Origin of the sequence: Lentzea sp. (assembly GCF_036380075.1) — a bacterium.
In the GTDB taxonomy this organism is placed as follows: Bacteria; Actinomycetota; Actinomycetes; order Mycobacteriales; family Pseudonocardiaceae; genus Lentzea.
Map to the genome: position 1 here is coordinate 13,922 of NZ_DASVFL010000332.1, position 16,232 is coordinate 30,153.

Consider the following 16,232-nt stretch of genomic DNA (forward strand, 5'->3'; position numbering starts at 1 on the left):
TCAGCCGGTCGCCGGGCGCAGGACGAAGTCGTACGTGAGGGCGCGGTGGTCGTCGTGCCGGGTGGTCGTCTTCACCGCGGAGGCCGGGACGGCGCCCTCGACGGTGCTGTCCACCACCGGGTCGCCGTCGAAGTAGATCTGCGTGGTCAGCGGCAGGTACCCGTCGGCCATCACGATCGAATGGATGTGCAACGGCCGCTGACCGCGGAACTCCAGCGCGTCGACCAACCTGGCGAGCGGACCGCCGGTCGCCAGGCCGAAGGTCTCGACGCCGGGCACGACCGTGCGGAACTCGTAGCGGCCCTCGCCGTCGGCGATGACCCGCCCGCGGAGGTTGTCGACCGGGACTCCGGTGGAGTCGTTGGGGATGTGCAACGGCAGGAAGTCGCTCGCGTCCAGTCCTGAGTAGACGTTGTTCGCGTCGATCTGCCAGATCTCCAGTGCCGCGCCGGGCAACGCGTCGCCGTTGGTGGAGCGGACGGTGCCGGACACGACGAGGGGTTCACCGGGTTCGTCCGGGCGCATCGGCAGCACGGCGGGGGAGTGCAGGACGGGCGCGCCCGGCCGGTGCGCGGGGCCCTCCATCTCCCAGTGGCTCGCGCCGTCCTTCTCCGGGTGCGCGTAGGAAGCACCCGCGGTCGCCTTCAGAACCGTCTTGTAGAACAGGATGCTCGCGGCCGTCAGTTCGCCGGCGTCGGCGGTCTCCTGCACCCAGCCGATCGCCGCGAGCAGCTCGTCGAGGGTGACCTCGTGCCTGAGGATGACGTCGTCGACCGCCCGGCGGAGGTCGCCGAAGACGACCTGCACCCGGCTCGGGGACTCGTTCAAGTCCGGTCCTTTCGCGGGAAGGTCAGCGCCGGATGCCGGCGACGAGCCTCTCCCAGTTGCCGTGCGCGATGAGCTCGCGCTCGAAGTCGGTGACGGGCGCGGAGTCCAGGAAGGCGCGTGCGGATCCGCCGCGTTCGGTGTTGAACGGGTGGTCGGAGGCGTACATGATCCGTTCGGCGCCGACCACCTCCAGGCTCCACCGCAGGTACCGGTGGCTGGAGATGCCGCCGGGGGTGACGAAGACGTTGGTGCGGAAGTACTCCGCGACGGGCTGTCGCAACGAGGTGAGCTCGTCCAGGACGGCGACGCGGTCGAGGTAGAACAGCACGACCTCGCCCCAGTGGCCGAGAACCACCTGCAGCTCGGGGAACCGGTCGAACACGCCGGCCAGGATCATCCGCAGGACCGTCAGACCCGCGTCGTGGTGCCACCCGAACGCGCCGGTCGCGAGCATGCCGTCCACCGGCTCGCCGAACCCGCGGTAGCTCGCCTCGACGACCGCCGGGAACGGCGCCCGCGGGTGCAGGTAGACGGGCGCGCGCAGGTCCGCGGCGGCCTCGTAGACGTCCCAGAACTCCGGCGCGTCGAGGAAACGGCCACCGGAGTGCGCGTTCACGAGCGCCCCGGCGAACCCCAGCTCGGTGACGGCGCGCCGCAGCTCGTCCGCGGCGGCCGCCGGTGCGGGCGTGGCCAGCGCGGCAAAGCCTTGCAGCCGATCGGGATTGCGCCGGACCGCGTCCGCGACCGTGTCGTTCACGAGCGTCTGCAACGCGACCGCCTCCGCGGCGGGCAGGTTCTGCAGGCCCGGTGTCGTCAGCGACAGCACCGCGGTGTCGATCCCGGCGTCGTCCATGGCGGCGATCCGCCCGTCACCGAGGTCCAGCAGGTCCGCGGTGACGTTCGAGGTGAGCGCACGTTCCATCATCGGCTCGGCGAGCCGCGGGTCGTGCCGCCGCCACGCCCGCGCCACGTCGGCGGTGAGGAAGTGCTCCTCCAGCCCGTACAGCCTCATCGCCGGTCAGCTCCGGACGGTCTTCAGAGCGCGGGCCCACGACTCGAGCTGGTCGAACAGCACCTCGGCGGCGGCGTCGTGCCGGGCGGCGGGCTTGAACACCGAGAAGTTCTCGAAGTCGGTCAGCAACGAGAACGAGAGTTGCTGGCGGACGTGCGCGATCTGCAGTTCGCTGGAGATCGCCCGTAGGTGCTCGACCGCCCGCGCCCCGCCGAGCGAGCCGTAGGAGACGAACGCGGCGGCCTTGTTGTTCCATTCGCCGTACAGGTGGTCGATCGCGTTCTTCAGCACGCCGGACGTGGAGTGGTTGTACTCGGGCGTGACGAAGACGAAGCCGTCGAACCGCGCGATCGTCGCCGACCAGGCCTTCGTGTGCTCGCCGGAGTACCTGCCCGTGCTGGCCGGCAACGCCTCGTCGAGGTGCGGCAGCGGGTGGTCGAGCAGGTCGACCAGCTCGTAGCCGGCGTTCGCCCGTTCCTTCGCCCTGGTCAGCACCCAGTCCGCCACCGCGGCACCGTTGCGACCGGGACGGGTGCTGCCGAGGATGATCGCGAGCTTCAGCTCGTTCATGGTGCCGCCTCCGGAACCGGTTGACTTGAATCTTCAAGTGAGCGTAGCGACGCTGACTTGAAGATTCAAGTGAGGGGACCGGTCGGTAGACTGCCCGGCCATGCCCGCCAGACGGAAGTCCGAAGTGGACGAACAGCGGTGGCTGACCGGCGACGAGCTGGCGACGTGGCGCGGCTTCATGAAGCTCGTGCAGCGCCTGCCCGCCGCCCTGGAGTCGCAGCTGCAGCAGGACTCGAACCTCAGCTTCGTCGAGTACCACGTGCTGGCTCACCTGTCCGAGCAGCCGGAGCGGCGCATGCGGCTCAGCGAGCTCGCCCTGCTGGCGAACACGGAGCTGTCCCGCCTGTCCCACCTGGTCGGCCGGCTGGAGAAGCGCGGCTTCGCCTACCGCGAGCCGGACCCGGACAACGGCCGCTACACCCGCGCGGTGCTGACCGCCGAGGGCTTCGCGCACCTGGAGAGCGCGGCACCCGCGCACGTGGCGCGGGTGCTCGGCCTGTTCGTCGACGTCCTCGAACCGGACGACCTTCGCGCCCTGCGGCGGATCTCCGCCAAGGTGCTCGCCCGCATCGACGCCGAGGCGGGTTAGCCCTCCGGCAACAGCCCGCGCGCGAACGCCGCCTGCCCGGCGTGCTGGAGGTCGTCCTCCAGCACGCTGACCAGCCGCACGGCGCGCGTCACCGGCGGGTCCCACGCGTCGTCGACCACGTCGGGCAGGTCGGTGGCCTTGAGGTCACCCAGGTAGGCCTTGGTGCGCTCGTGCACGGCCCGGTGGTAGGCCACCAGCAGGTCGGCGGTCGCGGCGACCGCCGAGACCTGCTCGGAGTCGTGACCGTAGCCGGTGTCCCCGGCGGGCAGCGGCAGGGCGAACCGGTCGGCCCAGCCCTCGTCGGTCCACGCCTGACCGGTGCCCGCCAGGTCGGCGACGTGGTCGTCCTGCACGCGGGTGAGGTGCCAGACGAGCCAGGCGATCGAGTTCGCGGTTCCGTCGACCCGGTGGGTGAGCTGGTCGGCGGACAGGCCGTCCACGATCTCCTCGACGGCCTGCCGGACCCGGTCGAAGCCGTCCAGGAGCACGTCCGTTGCGCTGATCTCGCTCATGCTCCGGGGTTACCCGCGCGCCGGGCGTTCCAGTCGCCGTCAGTGCGGCGCCGCCAGGCGCAGCAGGGTGTTCCCGGCGAACTCCCGCCGCGCCTGCACGCTCGGCGGGACGCCGTCGAACACGAGCTGGTTCAGCGTCCAGGCGAACCCGACCTCCAGCGCCCGCCGCACGAGCTGTTCGTCGATGCTCGTGCCGCGGCCGGCCGCGTTCCGCGTGAGCGCGGCCGCGTTCTCGTCGCACGACACGTCGAACAGGCGCCGCATCTGCGCGCGCAGCTCGTCGTCGCGGCGGGCGGCGTTGAGCAGTTCGATCAACGCGATGCCGTGGGTGCCGATGAGGGTGTCGACCATCGAGTCGAGGCAGGCCGCGAAGTCGCCCGTGAGGCTGTCCGTGGCGCCGAACGCGGCGGGCGCGCAGTCGGCGGCCCGGCGCAGGGCCGCGGCCACCAGGTCCGCCCGGCCGCCGGGCCAGTACCGGTACAGCGTCGTCTTCGACGTCTGCGCACGGGCGACGACGACGTCGGTGGTCAGTCCTTCGTAACCGATCTCGGAGATCAGCTCGGTGACGACGGCGAGGATCTGGTCCTGTCGCGCTCCTCCGCGGGCTTGCACATGTGTACTGTACCGTACTGATAAGTGTACGGATCAGTACTCATCGAGCTCCCGAGGACGCCATGAACCCGATTCGCCCCTTCACGCTCGACGTTCCCGAGAAAGACCTCGACGACCTGCGGCAGCGGCTCGCGGCCACCCGCTGGCCCGTCGACGGCCCCGACGTGGGCACCGAACAGGGACCGCAGACCGCGCGGATCCGCGCGTTGGCCGAGCACTGGCGCACGCGGCACGACTGGCGCGCGGCCGAACGGACGCTCAACGGCTGGGGTCTGTTCCGCACCGAGATCGACGGCCTGGACATCGACTTCGCGCACGTCCGGTCGCCGCACGAGGACGCGTTGCCGCTGGTGCTCACGCACGGCTGGCCTGGCTCGATCCTCGAGTTCCGGCACGTGGTCGGACCGCTGACCGACCCCGAGGCGCACGGCGGCCACGCGCGCGACGCCTTCCACGTGGTGCTGCCGACGTTGCCCGGCTTCGGGTTCTCCGCGGCACCGGCCGAGCCCGGCTGGGGCGTCGGCCGCACCGCGAAGGCGTGGGAGACCCTCATGGCCCGCCTCGGGTACGAGCGCTGGGGCGCGCAGGGCGGCGACCTCGGCAGCGCGGTCACCGAGGAGCTGGCCCACCGCGGGGCGGCCGGTCTCGTCGGCATCCACCTCAACATGCTGACGTTCGACCCGACCCCGGACGAGGTCGCGGCGGCGGACCCGGATGAACGCGCCGCCCTCGACGACGCCGAGCGCTACCGGCACCACCAGTCCGCCTACGCGGCCCTGCAGAGCACCCAGCCGCAGACGATCGGCTACTCCCTGGCCGACTCGCCGGCCGGGCTGGCCGCGTGGCTGCACGCCATCTTCCAGGACCAGGGCGGCACGCCCGGCGACGCGGAGGCGAGCTTCGACGTCGACGAGCTGCTGGACAACCTGTCGCTGTACTGGCTGCCCGGTTCCGCGGTGACGGCGGCCCGGTTCTACTGGGAGCTGACCCGCGAGGGGTGGCGGCCGCCGTTCAGCCGGGAGTCCCCGCTGGCCCTGCCCACCGGCGTCACGATGACCCCGCGGGACGTCGTGCGGAAGTCCCGCCGCTGGACCGAGAAGCGCTACTCCAACCTGGTCCACTTCGGACAGACGGCGAGCGGTGGTCACTTCGCCGCCTGGGAGCAGCCGGAGCAGTTCGTCGCCGACGTGCGGGCGACGTTCGCGGGCGTGCGGTGACCACCCGGCCGTGACGGGTGCCGCGCCCTGCCGGGGTGGGCTCGGCTGGGTATGCCGGAGGCAAGCCAGGGGTAGGCTTCCGGCATGCCCATGCAGATGCAGGGACCACTGTCCAGGTTGGACGAGTGGCAGCCGCAGCGGTGCTCGGTCGCGCTGGCGCTGGAGGTCGTCGGCACGAAGTCCGCGATGCTCCTGGTGCGGGAGGCCTTCTACGGCACCACCCGGTTCGAGGGTTTCGTGCGGCGCGTGGGCATCACCGAGGCCGTCGCCGCGAAACGGCTGAAGGAGCTCGTCGAGGCCGGGGTGCTCGAGAAGCGGCCCTACCGGGAGCCCGGCGCGCGGACGCGGGACGAGTACGTGCTCACCGAGAAGGGCGAGGCGCTGCTTCCGGTGGTCGTCGCGCTGATGCAGTGGGGAGACGCCTACCTCCAGGAGGACGGCGGTCCGCTCCAGGTCGTGTCGGCGGAGACCGGCGAACCGGTCAGCGCGCAGGTCGGTCCGTCCGGGGCGCGGTCGTTGCGGACGGACGGTGTGGCGGTGCGCGTGAGCCGGCGGCGGGGGAGCGGCCGGGCTCGCGGGAGGTGAGGCGAGCCCGGCCTGTGCCCGGTCAGGCGTCGAGGCGTTCGACGATCGTCGCGTTGGCCAGCCCGCCCGCCTCGCACATGACCTGGAGCCCGTACCGGCCGCCGGTCTGCTCCAGGCCGCCGAGCAGGGTGGTCATCAGGCGCGCGCCCGAAGCACCGAGCGGGTGGCCGATCGCGAGCGCGCCGCCGTGGACGTTGACCTTGGCGGGGTCGGCGCCGGTCTCCGCCTGCCAGGCCAGCACGACGGAGGCGAACGCCTCGTTCACCTCGAACAGGTCGATGTCCCGCAGCGCGAGCCCGGCGCGGTCGAGGACCTTGCGGGTGGCGGGGATGATCCCGGTGAGCATGAGCACCGGGTCGTCGCCGACGACGGCGAACGAGTGCAGGCGCGCCCGCGGCCGGAGCCCCAGGCGGGCGGCCGCCTCCTCGCTGGTCACCATGACCGCGGCGGCGCCGTCGTTGACCGGTGAGGAGTTGCCGGCCGTGACGCGCCAGTCCAGGTCCGGGAACCGCGCGGCCCAGTGGTCGGAGCGGAACGCGGGCCGCAGCCCGGACAACACGCCGGTGGTCGTGTCCGGCCGGATCGTCTCGTCCACGCCCAGGTCGGTCACGCGCGCCACCTGCGCGTCGAAGAGCCCGTCCTTCCACGCCGCGGCGGCCTTGCGGTGCGACTCGGCGGCGAACTCGTCGAGCTCGGCGCGGGAGAGGTCCCAGCGCCGGGCGATGAGCTCGGCGCTGATCCCCTGGGGCACGAGCCCGTTCTCGTACCGCGCGTGCACCTTGGGGCCCGCGAAGTCCCGGCCGAGCGTCTGCGACCCGATCGGGACGCGGCTCATCGACTCGACGCCGGACGCGATCACCACGTCGTAGGCGCCGGCGATGACGCCCTGGGCGGCGAAGTGCAGTGCCTGCTGGCTCGACCCGCACTGCCGGTCGACCGTCACGCCGGGCACCGACTCGGGGAACCCCGCCGCGAGCGCGGCCCAGCGGGCGGTGTTGCCGGACTGCTCGCCGACCTGGCCGACGGCTCCGCTGATGACGTCGTCGACCGCGGCCGGGTCGATGCCGGTGCGGTCGACGAGCGCCGCGAGGACGGTGCTGTGCAGGTCGACCGGGTGGACGTCCGCGTAGGCGCCGCCGGACTTGCCCCGGGCGAGGGGCGTGCGGACGGCGTCGACGACGACGGCGCTGGTGCTCATGGCGGATCCTCCCGCGGCGGTGGCGTGTTCCTGACTTTGCTCAACTATAGCCAGGGTGGGGGCTGGCAATGCCAGGGTGAAGCCAGCTCCGGAGGTGGGGGTCGTCACAGCCACGCGCGTCGGAACGCTGACAGAAGAAGACAGGATCGTTACCGGGTGATTGCGTGGGAGCGATTCCATGGTGCACTGCCCTCACGGCTCCGGTCGGGTCCGGGTGCCGGGAAAGGGTGCGCGGAATGAGTCTGCGGCGGCGGATCGGTCGTGTTCTCCTGGTCCTGACGACCCTGTCCGGCGTGGTCGCCGGCGCCCCACCGGCGACAGCGGCCACCACGCCGTCGCTGAGGTTCGCCAGCCCGCTGAGCCAGGCCCTCTACGGCAGTCCGTACGCGGCCGCGCTGGACAACCTGTTGCGCGTCAACGCACTGGGCTACGACTCGCGCTACAACAAGAGCGGCCTGCTCGACCCGGCCACCGGGTTCTTCCGCGCGGGCGGCGGCTACCAGCAGCCGTGGACGCGCGACGCGTCGATCAACAGCTGGAACGCGGGCAGCCAGCTGGCCCCGGCGCTGGCGAGGAACACGCTGTGGGCCGTGGTGGACAAGGACTCCGCCGGCGCGCTGCGGGTGCAGCAGGACGACCAGCAGTGGGACCAGGTCGTGTGGCTCACCGCCGCCTGGAACCACTACCTCGTCACCGGCGACCTGGCGTTCCTCGACAACGCCTACCGCACCGCCAAGAACACCCTCGCGATCAGGGAACGCGCCGGCACGGCGGGCTTCAACGCCACCTACGGCCTGTTCACCGGTGCCTCGTTCTTCAACGACGGCATCGCCGGCTACCCCGCGCCGCCCGCCGACGCGACCGAGTCCGTCAGCACCGGCAGCATGCCGTGGCCGGGCGTCGCGAGCGGGATGTACCTGAGCACCAACGCGGTCTACCACGCCGCCTACCTCAACGCGGCGAACATGGCCGAGCGGCTGGGCCAGGCGCAGGAGGCCACCGGGTACCGGACGAAGGCCGCCGCGCTCAAGACCGCGATCAACCGCCACTTCTGGAACGCGCAGACGGGCCTGTACAACTACCAGCTGCTCGCCGACGGCAGCCAGGGCGCCTACCAGGAGGGCGCCGGACTCGCGTTCGCGCTGCTGTTCGACATCGCGAACCCGGACCAGGCGCGGTCCGTCATCAGCCGCGCCCGCTCGATGACGTGGGGCATGCCCGACACCTTCCCGCACTGGAACCGCTACTCCGACGCGCAGCCCGGCCGCCACAACGCGATCGTCTGGCCGCTCGTGCAGGGCCTGTGGGCCAAAGCGCTGGCACGGCAGGGCAACCAGAACCTGTTCGCCTCCGAGGTGACGCGCCTGGCGAAGCTCGCGAACAACAACAGCGGCTTCTGGGAGATCTACAACGGCAGCACCGGCGTCGTCGACGGCGGCTACCAGCGGCTCGGCGACACGGTGAAGTTCCACTGGGGGTCGGAACCCGACCAGACCTGGTCGGCCACCGCGTACCTGGACATGGTCCACACCGGACTGTTCGGGCTGCGCTACGGCCAGCAGGGGCTCACCTTCGCGCCGAACCTGCCCGCGGGCTGGGGTGACGTCACGCTGCAGAACCTGCGCTACCGCGGCGCCGATCTCACGATCACGTTGCGCGGCGCGGGAACCACGATCGGCTCGGTCAAGCTCGACGGCCAGCCGTCGCGCGCCGAGATCCCCGCGACGCTCCAGGGCGCGCACACCGTCGAGATCACGCTGACGGGCGCGGCCGCGGGCGACCGCGACGGCGACGGCCTGGGCGACGCGCAGGACCGCTGCCCCGACATCGGCGGAGGGGTCGCCGGCTGCCCGTCACCGAGCCGCCTGGACGCCGAGGACGCCCGCAACACCGGCGGCGTCAAGACGAACGTCAACCACACCGGCTACTCCGGCCGCGCGTTCGTGGACGGCCTCTGGGCCGAGGGCGCCGCGTCGTCGTTCACGCTGCACCGCGCGTCGGCGGCACCGGGCACCGGCTCGATCACCCTGCGGTACGCCAACGGCAACAGCGACTCCCGCACGATGACGCTGTCGGTCGACGGGCGCGCCGTGCGCCAGGTGAGCTTCCCGAAGATCTCCGACAGCTGGGACGCCTGGGGCACGGTCACTTTCGACGGCGTTCCGGTGAGCGGCAGCGACCCGGTGGTGACGATCTCCTACGGCTCGGGCGACAACGGCAGGATCAACCTCGACTGGCTCAGCTACAGCGGGGCCTGACCCAGCCCGGCGACGAAGTCCTCCAGGGCCGGGTCGTCGAGGCCGCGCCCGGTGTCGAGGCGCTCGGTCCACCGCTCAGGACCGAGCGCCGCCGCCACCACCGCGACGGCCCGTTCCCGCACGCCGGCCACGAACGGCGTGATCTTCTTGCGCCGCAGGCGGTCCGCCGCTCCCAGCAGCACCGCCGCCGACGCCGGGTCACGTGCGCAGAGGTGGCGCGCGTGCAGGTCCAGCGCCTCCGCCACCGAGTCGCGGTCGCGGGTCGTGTGGTTCAACGAGATCCGCAGGGTGGTGGCCAGCTCCCGCCACGCCGCCGCCGGATCGCCCAGGGCGTGCCGGACCACCCCGGCGCGCAGCCGGACAGTGGCCTCGACGCGGTCGTTCCCGTTGCCTCCCGACGACTCCGAGAGCAGGCGGTCGGATCGCCGCAGGGCCGCCGAGGACGCCACGGGGTCGGTGTCGAGCAGCGCCAGCGCCGCGGTCGCCTCGGTCAAGGCCGCCAGCAGCGTGTGGCCGCCGGCGGTGAGCGGCGGCACGGCTTTCGCCGCCCAGCTCACCGCGGTGGCGGTCCGGCCCAGGTCCAGGGCGAGGAAGGCGAGGTTGAACAGCGTGCGGCCCAGGTCGACCGGCCCGGTCCCGGCGCGCTTCTTGGCCGCCAGCGCGGACTCCAGCTGCCGGTAGGCGTCCTGCGGGCGGCCGAGCTCGACGGACACCGACGAGAGGTTGTTGAGCACACGGCCGAGCGTCGCGTCGTCACCGGAGAGCTTCGCGGCGGCGAGCGCCGTGCGCAGGTGCGCCAAGGCCTCCCGGGGCTTCCCGTGCTCCACCGCCACCATGCCGAGCAGGCTCAGTGCGGCCGTCCGCGTGCCGTGGTCGTCCTCCGCGGTCGCCGCCAGCGCGCGCCGGGCCGCCCCGGCCGCCGCGCCGAGGTCGCCGCGCAACGCCGCCAGCTGTCCCGACCTGACCAGCAGCGGCGGGACACCACCCGCGCCCACCTGGCTCAGCAGCTCCGCGCCCTCGCCGAGCCGCCCGGTGGCCTCGTAGAACCGGACCAGCGCCATCGACGTGTCCGCGTCGAGCCGGGCCCGGTCCTCGCGGGCAGCCCAGCGCACCGCGGCGCGGATGTTGGCCGCGTCGAGCGCGCCGAACGTCGCACCGTTCCGCAGCTCCTCCAGGTAGTGCACGGAGATCCGCCCACGGACGTCCTCGGACTCGTCCGAGGCGGCGAGGTGCTCCTGCGCCAGCTCGGCGACCATGTCCGGCAACGCGTAGCGCGACGAGTCGCCGTCCGGCGTGCTCCGGACGAGGTTGAGGTCGACCAGCTCGGTCAGCTCCGCCGGCGCGGGCCCGAAGACCGCTTCGAGGTCGGCCAGCCGGACACCGCCGTCGAACCCGCCCAGGCGGCCGAACACCGCGCGTGCCCCGGCGGTGACGAGGTCCAGCGTCGCCTCGACCGCGGCGCGCAACGACCGGTGCCGCGCGGGCAGGTCGCGGTCCCCGTCGGTGAGGTACCGCAACCGGTGGGTGAGCCGCTCGGCCAGCTCGGCCGGGCGCATCAGCCGCACCCAGCCCGCCGCCAGCTCGATCGCGAGCGGGAGGTTCTCCACCCTGTGGCAGATCGTCTCGACGGCCGCCTCGGCGTCGGGGTCCAGCGGGGTGTCCAGCCGGGCGCGCCGCGCGAACAGCTCGGCCGCGGCCCGGGAAGGCAGTCCCGCCAACGGGAGCACCCGTTCGTCGCGCACCCGCAACGGCCGCTGGCTCGTGACCACCACGGTCAGCCCTGGGCACCGGCGGGACAGCGCGGCGAGGTCGGCTGCGGCGTCCACGAGCTGCTCGAACCGGTCCACCACCAGCACCACCCGCCGGTCGCCCAGGTGCGCGGCCACCCGGTCCGCCGGGGCGAGCCGCGACGGGCCGCAGCCCAGCGCGTCCGCCACCAGGTCGCCGACCAGGACCACGTCGGTGACGGCGGACAGGTCCAGGGTGCTCACCACGAGGTCGGTGCGGCCGCTCAGCAACGCGGCCAGCTCGGCCGCGAGGCTCGACTTGCCGGCGCCCGCCGGTCCGGTGACCGTGACGATCCGGTGCCGTGCCAGGAGAACGAGGTCCAGCAACGATCTCAGCTCGTCCGACCGTCCGAGGAGGCCACCGCCGGTGCTCACCACCGCCGCCCGTGCGGGCGTCGAGTGCGGCCGTGCCGCGGCGAGGAACGCGGTGAGGTCGTCTCCCGCCAGCGCGAGCGCCGTGGCCATCAGCCGCGCCGACTGCGCCCGGGGTACCCGCCTGCCCTGCTCCAGATCCCGCAGCGCGCGGTCGCTGATCCCGCTGAGCCTGGCCAGTTCCACCTGGCTCAGCCCCGTGGTCGCCCGGTGGCGGCGCAGCAGCTCGGCGAACGCGCTCGCGGACCCCTCCGGCGTCACCGGGCCGACCGTAGCGGAAGTTGACCGGAAACTCCGGGAGTTGCGCTCGCTTCCCCTCTCGCCGGCCGTCATCGTCTTCCCACGGACGTCGGGGGACAGGTCCGCGGACGGGATTTCGTGGGGAGACGGAATTGTCGTACACATCAGGACGGCGGCGCGGGCTGGTGCTCGTGCTCGCCGTCGCGGCGGCGACCGCGGGGCTGGCGACGCCCGCGGCGGCCGCGGAGGGGGAGATCCGCGTCGGCGCGGGAGCGAGGACCATCGCCGGCCGGTACGTCGTGGTGCTCGAGGAAGGCGCCTCCGAGAGGGCGCGGACCGCCGAGACCGCGGCCGACGTCGTCACCAGGAACGGTGGCGGTGACGTGGGGGAGACCTGGCAGCACGCGGTGCACGGGTTCTCCGTCGGGGCGAGCGAGACGACGGCCAGGCGGATCGCGGCCGACCCGCGGGTCGCCTACGTCGAGCAGGACGCCGAGGTCACCGCGGAGGCGAGCCAGCCGACGCCGTCGGCGCTGTGGGGCCTGGACCGGCTCGACCAGCTCAGCGGCCGGTCGAACGGGCAGTACGTCTCCAGCGGTTCCGGTGCCCGCTCCGTGCGGGCGTACGTGATCGACACGGGCATCCGCACGACGCACACCGACTTCGGCGGCCGGGCGAGCTGGGGCACCAACACCACCGGGGACAACAACAACACCGACTGCAACGGGCACGGCACGCACGTCGCGGGCACCATCGGCGGCAGCACGCACGGCGTCGCGAAGTCCGTGCGGCTGGTCGCGGTGAAGGTGCTGAACTGCTTCGGTTCGGGCAGCACCTCCAGCGTCATCGGCGGTGTCGACTGGGTGACGCAGCACGCCGTGCGCCCGGCCGTCGCCAACATGAGCCTCGGCGGCGGAGCCAGCGCGACGCTGGACGCCGCCGTCGAGACGTCGATCGCGTCCGGCGTCACGTACGCGGTCGCGGCGGGCAACTCGAACACCGACGCCTGCGCCACCTCGCCCGCCAGGACGCCGAACGCCATCACCGTCGGCGCGACCGACCGCGACGACGTGCGGCCGACCGACTGGTCGAGCGGGGGCAGCAACTTCGGCAGCTGCGTGGACATCTTCGCGCCCGGCGACGACATCACGTCGTTGTCGAACGCCAGTGACACCGGCACGAGGGTGCTCAGCGGGACGTCGATGGCCGCACCGCACGCGGCCGGCGTCGCCGCGCTGTACCTGGGACGGCACCCGAACGCCTCGACGACCGGCGTCTGGTTCGACATGGTCCTCGTCGAGTCCACGAAGGACGTCGTGGTGAACGCGGGCCCCGGCTCGCCGAACGCGCTGCTCAACTCGCGCTTCACCTTCGGCGGCCCGGACGGCGACTACGACGACGACCAGACCACGGACACCACCGTGTGGCGTCCGTCGACGGGCCAGTGGTTCGTGCGCAACCAGTTCTCGCAGCAGTGGGGCCAGCAGGGCGACGTCCCCGTTCCCGGTGACTACAACGGGGACGGCCGGACCGACGTCGCGGTGTGGCGCCCGTCGACCGGGCAGTGGTTCGTCAACGGCCAGTTCACCGTCGCCTGGGGCCAGCAGGGCGACGTCCCGGTGCCGGCCGACTACAACGGCGACGAGATCACCGACGTCGCGGTCTGGCGCCCGTCCACCGGGCAGTGGTTCGTGCAGAACCAGTTCACGCGGCAGTGGGGGCAGCAGGGCGACATCCCGGTGCCCGGCGACTTCGACGGCGGCGGCGCGGCGCAACCGGCCGTGTGGCGTCCGTCGACCGGAACGTGGCACTACGTCGCGGCGTTCGGCACCGTCGTGTCCATTCCGTGGGGCCAGAGCGGTGACTTGCCGGTGCCCGCCGACTACACCGGCGACGGCAGCACGGATCTGACCGTGTGGCGTCCGTCGACCGGGCAGTGGTTCGTGCGCGACCAGTTCTCGCAGCAGTGGGGTCAGCAGGGCGACATCCCGGTGCCCGGTGACTACAACGGCGACGGGATCGGGGACCTCGCGGTCTGGCGCCCGTCGACGGGGCAGTGGTTCGTGCGCGACCAGTTCAGCGTCGCCTGGGGCGTGCAAGGCGACAAGCCGCTGGCGTCGTAGGTCCGCGGCCGGCTGACGAGGGCCGCCTCCGGAACGTCTCCGGGGGGCGGCCCTTCGTCGTCAGGGCCGGATCAGGACCTTCAGCGCAGTCCGGTCTCCACCCGCACGCGGCGGGTCAGCTCTCCAGCCACTCGGGACGCGTCGCCGCGGCCGGGTCCAGCCGTTCGAGGATGCGTTCGTGGGCGGTGCGCAGCTGGTCGAGCTGGGCCGGGTCGAGCGCGTCCACGACCAGCTCGCGGACCGTCGTGACATGACCGGACGCGGCCAGCTCGACGGACGCCAAGCCCTCGGGCGTGAGGACCGCGCGGCTGGCACGGCCGTCGTCGGGGTCGGGCTCGCGGCGCAGCAGACCCCGGTTCTCCAGCCGCTTCACGACGTTCGACAGGCGCGACAGCGAGGAGCTGGTGAGCTGCGCGAGGCGGCTCAGGCGCAGGGTCCGGTCGGGCGTCTCGGAGAGCATCGACAGGACGTGGTACTCGAAGAACGACAGGCCGGCGTCGCGTTCGAGCTGCGCGTCGAGGATCGCGGGCAGCCTGGTCAGCACGCGGACCATGTCGAGCCACGCCAGTCGTTGCTCCGCGGTCAGCCAGCGCGGGTTCTCGGAGGCCGGGGTCACAGACCCAATTTACTTGACGCTTGAACCAAACGCACCTAGCCTCGGTGACAGAAAGTTCAAACTTGAACTATTTGGAGGCTGTCATGCGAGTCGCGATCATCGGTGCGGGCAACGTCGGGGCGGGCCTCGCCGGAGCCGCCAGTGCCGCGGGCCACGACGTCACCGTCGCCGCCGCGCACGAGGAGAACGCGGTCAAGGTCGCCGGGAACGTCGGCGGGAAGGCCGCGGCGACGGCGGCCGAGGCGGCTCAGGGGGCCGACGTGGTGGTGCTGGCGGTGCCCGCCGGTGTCGCGGCCACCGTGCTGGCCGAGGTGGAGGACGCGGGCGCGGTCGTCCTCGACGCCACCAACCCGCTCAACGACACCTTCAGCGACCTCATGACCGGCGGCACCAGCCACGCCGAGCAGCTGGCGGCCGGCGCTCCCGGCGTGAAGCTCGTGAAGGCGTTCAACACGGTCTTCGCCTCCCGCCTGGGTGCGCCGAACGAAGGCGGCCAGCCGCTCGACGGCTACTACGCCGGTGACGACGACGCCGCCAAGCAGGTCGCGGCGGAGCTGCTGGCCTCGCTGGGCTTCCGGCCGGTCGACGCGGGCAGCCTGCGGATGGCGCGGTCGCTGGAGGAGCTCGCGTTCCTGAACATCAGCCTGAACGCGCGCCACGGCTGGACGTGGCAGAGCGGCTGGCGCCTCGCCGGACCGACGGCCTGAGCCCCGGCCGAGGAGGAGCGTCGTGTTCGCGTCCTGGTACGACCGGCAGGGTGCTGCCGGAGACGTTCTCCGGCTGGGAGAGCTGCCCGACCCCGAACCGGCACCCGGGGAGGTGCGGGTCGCCGTGCGGCTGTCCGGCGTGAACCCCGGCGACACGAAGAAACGACGTGGCTGGCTGGGTTCCGCGATGCCGTACCCGCGCGTCGTCCCGCACAGCGACGCCGCGGGCGTGGTGGACGCGGTCGGTGAGGGCGTCGACAGGAGCCGCGTCGGACAGCGCGTGTGGGTCTACAACGCACAGTCCTATCGCGCCTTCGGCACGGCCGCCCAGTACGTGGTCGTGCCCGAGAACCTGGCCGTGCCGCTGCCGGACCACGTGAGCGACGAGCTGGGTGCGAGTCTCGGCATCCCTGGGATCACCGCCCACCGCACGGTCTTCGCCGACGGACCGGTCGACGGCCGGACCGTGCTGGTGCACGGCGTGCTCGGCGGTGTCGGGTCGTTCGCCGCGCAGCTCGCGCGGTGGGGTGGCGCGACCGTGCTGGGAACGGTGACGAAGGTGCGGGACCTCGATCTCGTCGACCCCGCGGTCGTCTCGCACACCGTGTCCCTCGACGATCCCGTTGCGGCACAGGCGATCCGGGACCACGCACCGGACGGCGTGCACCGGATCGTCGAGGTTTCGCTGTCCGACAACGCCGATCTCGACGTCGCCGTGGTCGCCCAGGACGGGGTCATCGCCGCCTACGGCACCCGTGAGGACCGCACAGAGCTGCCCTTCTGGCCGTTGCTCTTCGCGAACGTCACGATGCGCCTGTTCGGCAGCGACGACTTCCCGGCGGCCGCGAAACGGGCCGCGGCACGCGACCTCACCGCCGCTGCCGCCGCGGGTGCCTTGACCGTCCGGGTCGGGCAGGTGTTCGGCCTTGACGAGATCGCCGCGGCCCACGAGCGGGTCGACGCCGGCGGCGGTGGCCGCGTCCTCGTCACCCCGCCCTGAGGCCGT

General features: G+C 72.7%; 15 protein-coding genes. 7 read left to right on the top strand and 8 right to left on the bottom strand.

The features are described from left to right. The 3 genes from VF330_RS35175 to VF330_RS35185 are packed head-to-tail and all read right to left on the bottom strand — an operon-like array spanning position 1 to position 2,410. Entirely contained in the window at positions 1–828 is an 828-nt protein-coding gene (locus tag VF330_RS35175) for a catechol 1,2-dioxygenase (RefSeq protein ID WP_330856049.1), read from the bottom strand. A 22-nt stretch (positions 829–850) separates the two neighbouring features. Continuing rightward, a complete protein-coding gene (locus VF330_RS35180) occupies positions 851–1,840 on the bottom strand; it encodes an amidohydrolase family protein (protein WP_330856050.1) in 990 nt (329 codons plus the stop codon). A gap of 6 nt (positions 1,841–1,846) precedes the next feature. Continuing rightward, complete coding sequence (locus tag VF330_RS35185; protein WP_330856051.1) at positions 1,847–2,410, bottom strand: NAD(P)H-dependent oxidoreductase; 564 nt, start codon at positions 2,408–2,410, stop codon at positions 1,847–1,849. 100 nt (positions 2,411–2,510) lie between these two features. Between VF330_RS35185 and VF330_RS35190 the strand changes: the two genes are divergently transcribed. Next, on the top strand, positions 2,511–2,999 hold the full coding sequence (locus VF330_RS35190; protein ID WP_330856052.1) for a MarR family winged helix-turn-helix transcriptional regulator: 489 nt from the start codon (positions 2,511–2,513) through the stop codon (positions 2,997–2,999). Here VF330_RS35190 and VF330_RS35195 read toward each other — a convergent pair. Both VF330_RS35195 and VF330_RS35200 read right to left on the bottom strand, forming a co-directional pair. Then, positions 2,996–3,502 (bottom strand): mycothiol transferase, encoded by a 507-nt coding sequence (locus tag VF330_RS35195; protein ID WP_330856092.1) that lies wholly within the window; start codon positions 3,500–3,502, stop codon positions 2,996–2,998. The genes VF330_RS35190 and VF330_RS35195 overlap by 4 nt on opposite strands. A gap of 48 nt (positions 3,503–3,550) precedes the next feature. After that, on the bottom strand, positions 3,551–4,123 hold the full coding sequence (locus VF330_RS35200) for a helix-turn-helix domain-containing protein (RefSeq protein ID WP_330856053.1): 573 nt from the start codon (positions 4,121–4,123) through the stop codon (positions 3,551–3,553). 62 nt (positions 4,124–4,185) lie between these two features. Here VF330_RS35200 and VF330_RS35205 point away from each other — a divergent pair, with 62 nt between their 5' ends. Then, positions 4,186–5,340, top strand: a complete 1,155-nt coding sequence (locus VF330_RS35205) for an epoxide hydrolase family protein (RefSeq protein ID WP_330856054.1) — start codon at positions 4,186–4,188, stop codon at positions 5,338–5,340. 84 nt (positions 5,341–5,424) lie between these two features. Beyond that, the gene (locus VF330_RS35210; RefSeq protein WP_330856055.1) at positions 5,425–5,925 is read left to right on the top strand and encodes a helix-turn-helix domain-containing protein; all 501 of its coding nucleotides are present in this window, start codon (positions 5,425–5,427) and stop codon (positions 5,923–5,925) included. Between the two features lie 22 nt (positions 5,926–5,947). Here VF330_RS35210 and VF330_RS35215 read toward each other — a convergent pair whose 3' ends face one another. Further along, complete coding sequence (locus VF330_RS35215; RefSeq protein WP_330856056.1) at positions 5,948–7,123, bottom strand: thiolase family protein; 1,176 nt, start codon at positions 7,121–7,123, stop codon at positions 5,948–5,950. A gap of 236 nt (positions 7,124–7,359) precedes the next feature. Here VF330_RS35215 and VF330_RS35220 point away from each other — a divergent pair, with 236 nt between their 5' ends. Next, the gene (locus VF330_RS35220) at positions 7,360–9,381 is read left to right on the top strand and encodes an MGH1-like glycoside hydrolase domain-containing protein (protein WP_330856057.1); all 2,022 of its coding nucleotides are present in this window, start codon (positions 7,360–7,362) and stop codon (positions 9,379–9,381) included. Here VF330_RS35220 and VF330_RS35225 read toward each other — a convergent pair. Next, entirely contained in the window at positions 9,366–11,801 is a 2,436-nt protein-coding gene (locus tag VF330_RS35225) for an ATP-binding protein (protein ID WP_330856058.1), read from the bottom strand. The genes VF330_RS35220 and VF330_RS35225 overlap by 16 nt on opposite strands. Before the next feature lie 131 nt (positions 11,802–11,932). On the opposite strand from VF330_RS35225, the gene VF330_RS35230 reads away from it, so the two are divergent. Next, complete coding sequence (locus tag VF330_RS35230; RefSeq protein WP_330856059.1) at positions 11,933–13,903, top strand: S8 family serine peptidase; 1,971 nt, start codon at positions 11,933–11,935, stop codon at positions 13,901–13,903. Positions 13,904–14,018: 115 nt separating this feature from the next. Here VF330_RS35230 and VF330_RS35235 read toward each other — a convergent pair whose 3' ends face one another. Continuing rightward, on the bottom strand, positions 14,019–14,519 hold the full coding sequence (locus tag VF330_RS35235; protein ID WP_330856060.1) for a MarR family winged helix-turn-helix transcriptional regulator: 501 nt from the start codon (positions 14,517–14,519) through the stop codon (positions 14,019–14,021). Between the two features lie 44 nt (positions 14,520–14,563). Between VF330_RS35235 and VF330_RS35240 the strand changes: the two genes are divergently transcribed. Further along, complete coding sequence (locus VF330_RS35240; protein ID WP_414675528.1) at positions 14,564–15,226, top strand: NADPH-dependent F420 reductase; 663 nt, start codon at positions 14,564–14,566, stop codon at positions 15,224–15,226. 22 nt (positions 15,227–15,248) lie between these two features. Then, complete coding sequence (locus VF330_RS35245; RefSeq protein WP_330856062.1) at positions 15,249–16,226, top strand: NADPH:quinone reductase; 978 nt, start codon at positions 15,249–15,251, stop codon at positions 16,224–16,226. Positions 16,227–16,232 lie beyond the last annotated feature (6 nt).

Coding starts and splice junctions, on each gene's coding strand:
- VF330_RS35180 (WP_330856050.1), bottom strand. CDS start 1,840: ATGAGGCTGTACGGGCTGGAGGAGCACTTCCTCACCGCCGACGTGGCG.
- VF330_RS35185 (WP_330856051.1), bottom strand. CDS start 2,410: ATGAACGAGCTGAAGCTCGCGATCATCCTCGGCAGCACCCGTCCCGGT.
- VF330_RS35190 (WP_330856052.1), top strand. CDS start 2,511: ATGCCCGCCAGACGGAAGTCCGAAGTGGACGAACAGCGGTGGCTGACC.
- VF330_RS35205 (WP_330856054.1), top strand. CDS start 4,186: ATGAACCCGATTCGCCCCTTCACGCTCGACGTTCCCGAGAAAGACCTC.
- VF330_RS35210 (WP_330856055.1), top strand. CDS start 5,425: ATGCCCATGCAGATGCAGGGACCACTGTCCAGGTTGGACGAGTGGCAG.
- VF330_RS35215 (WP_330856056.1), bottom strand. CDS start 7,123: ATGAGCACCAGCGCCGTCGTCGTCGACGCCGTCCGCACGCCCCTCGCC.
- VF330_RS35220 (WP_330856057.1), top strand. CDS start 7,360: ATGAGTCTGCGGCGGCGGATCGGTCGTGTTCTCCTGGTCCTGACGACC.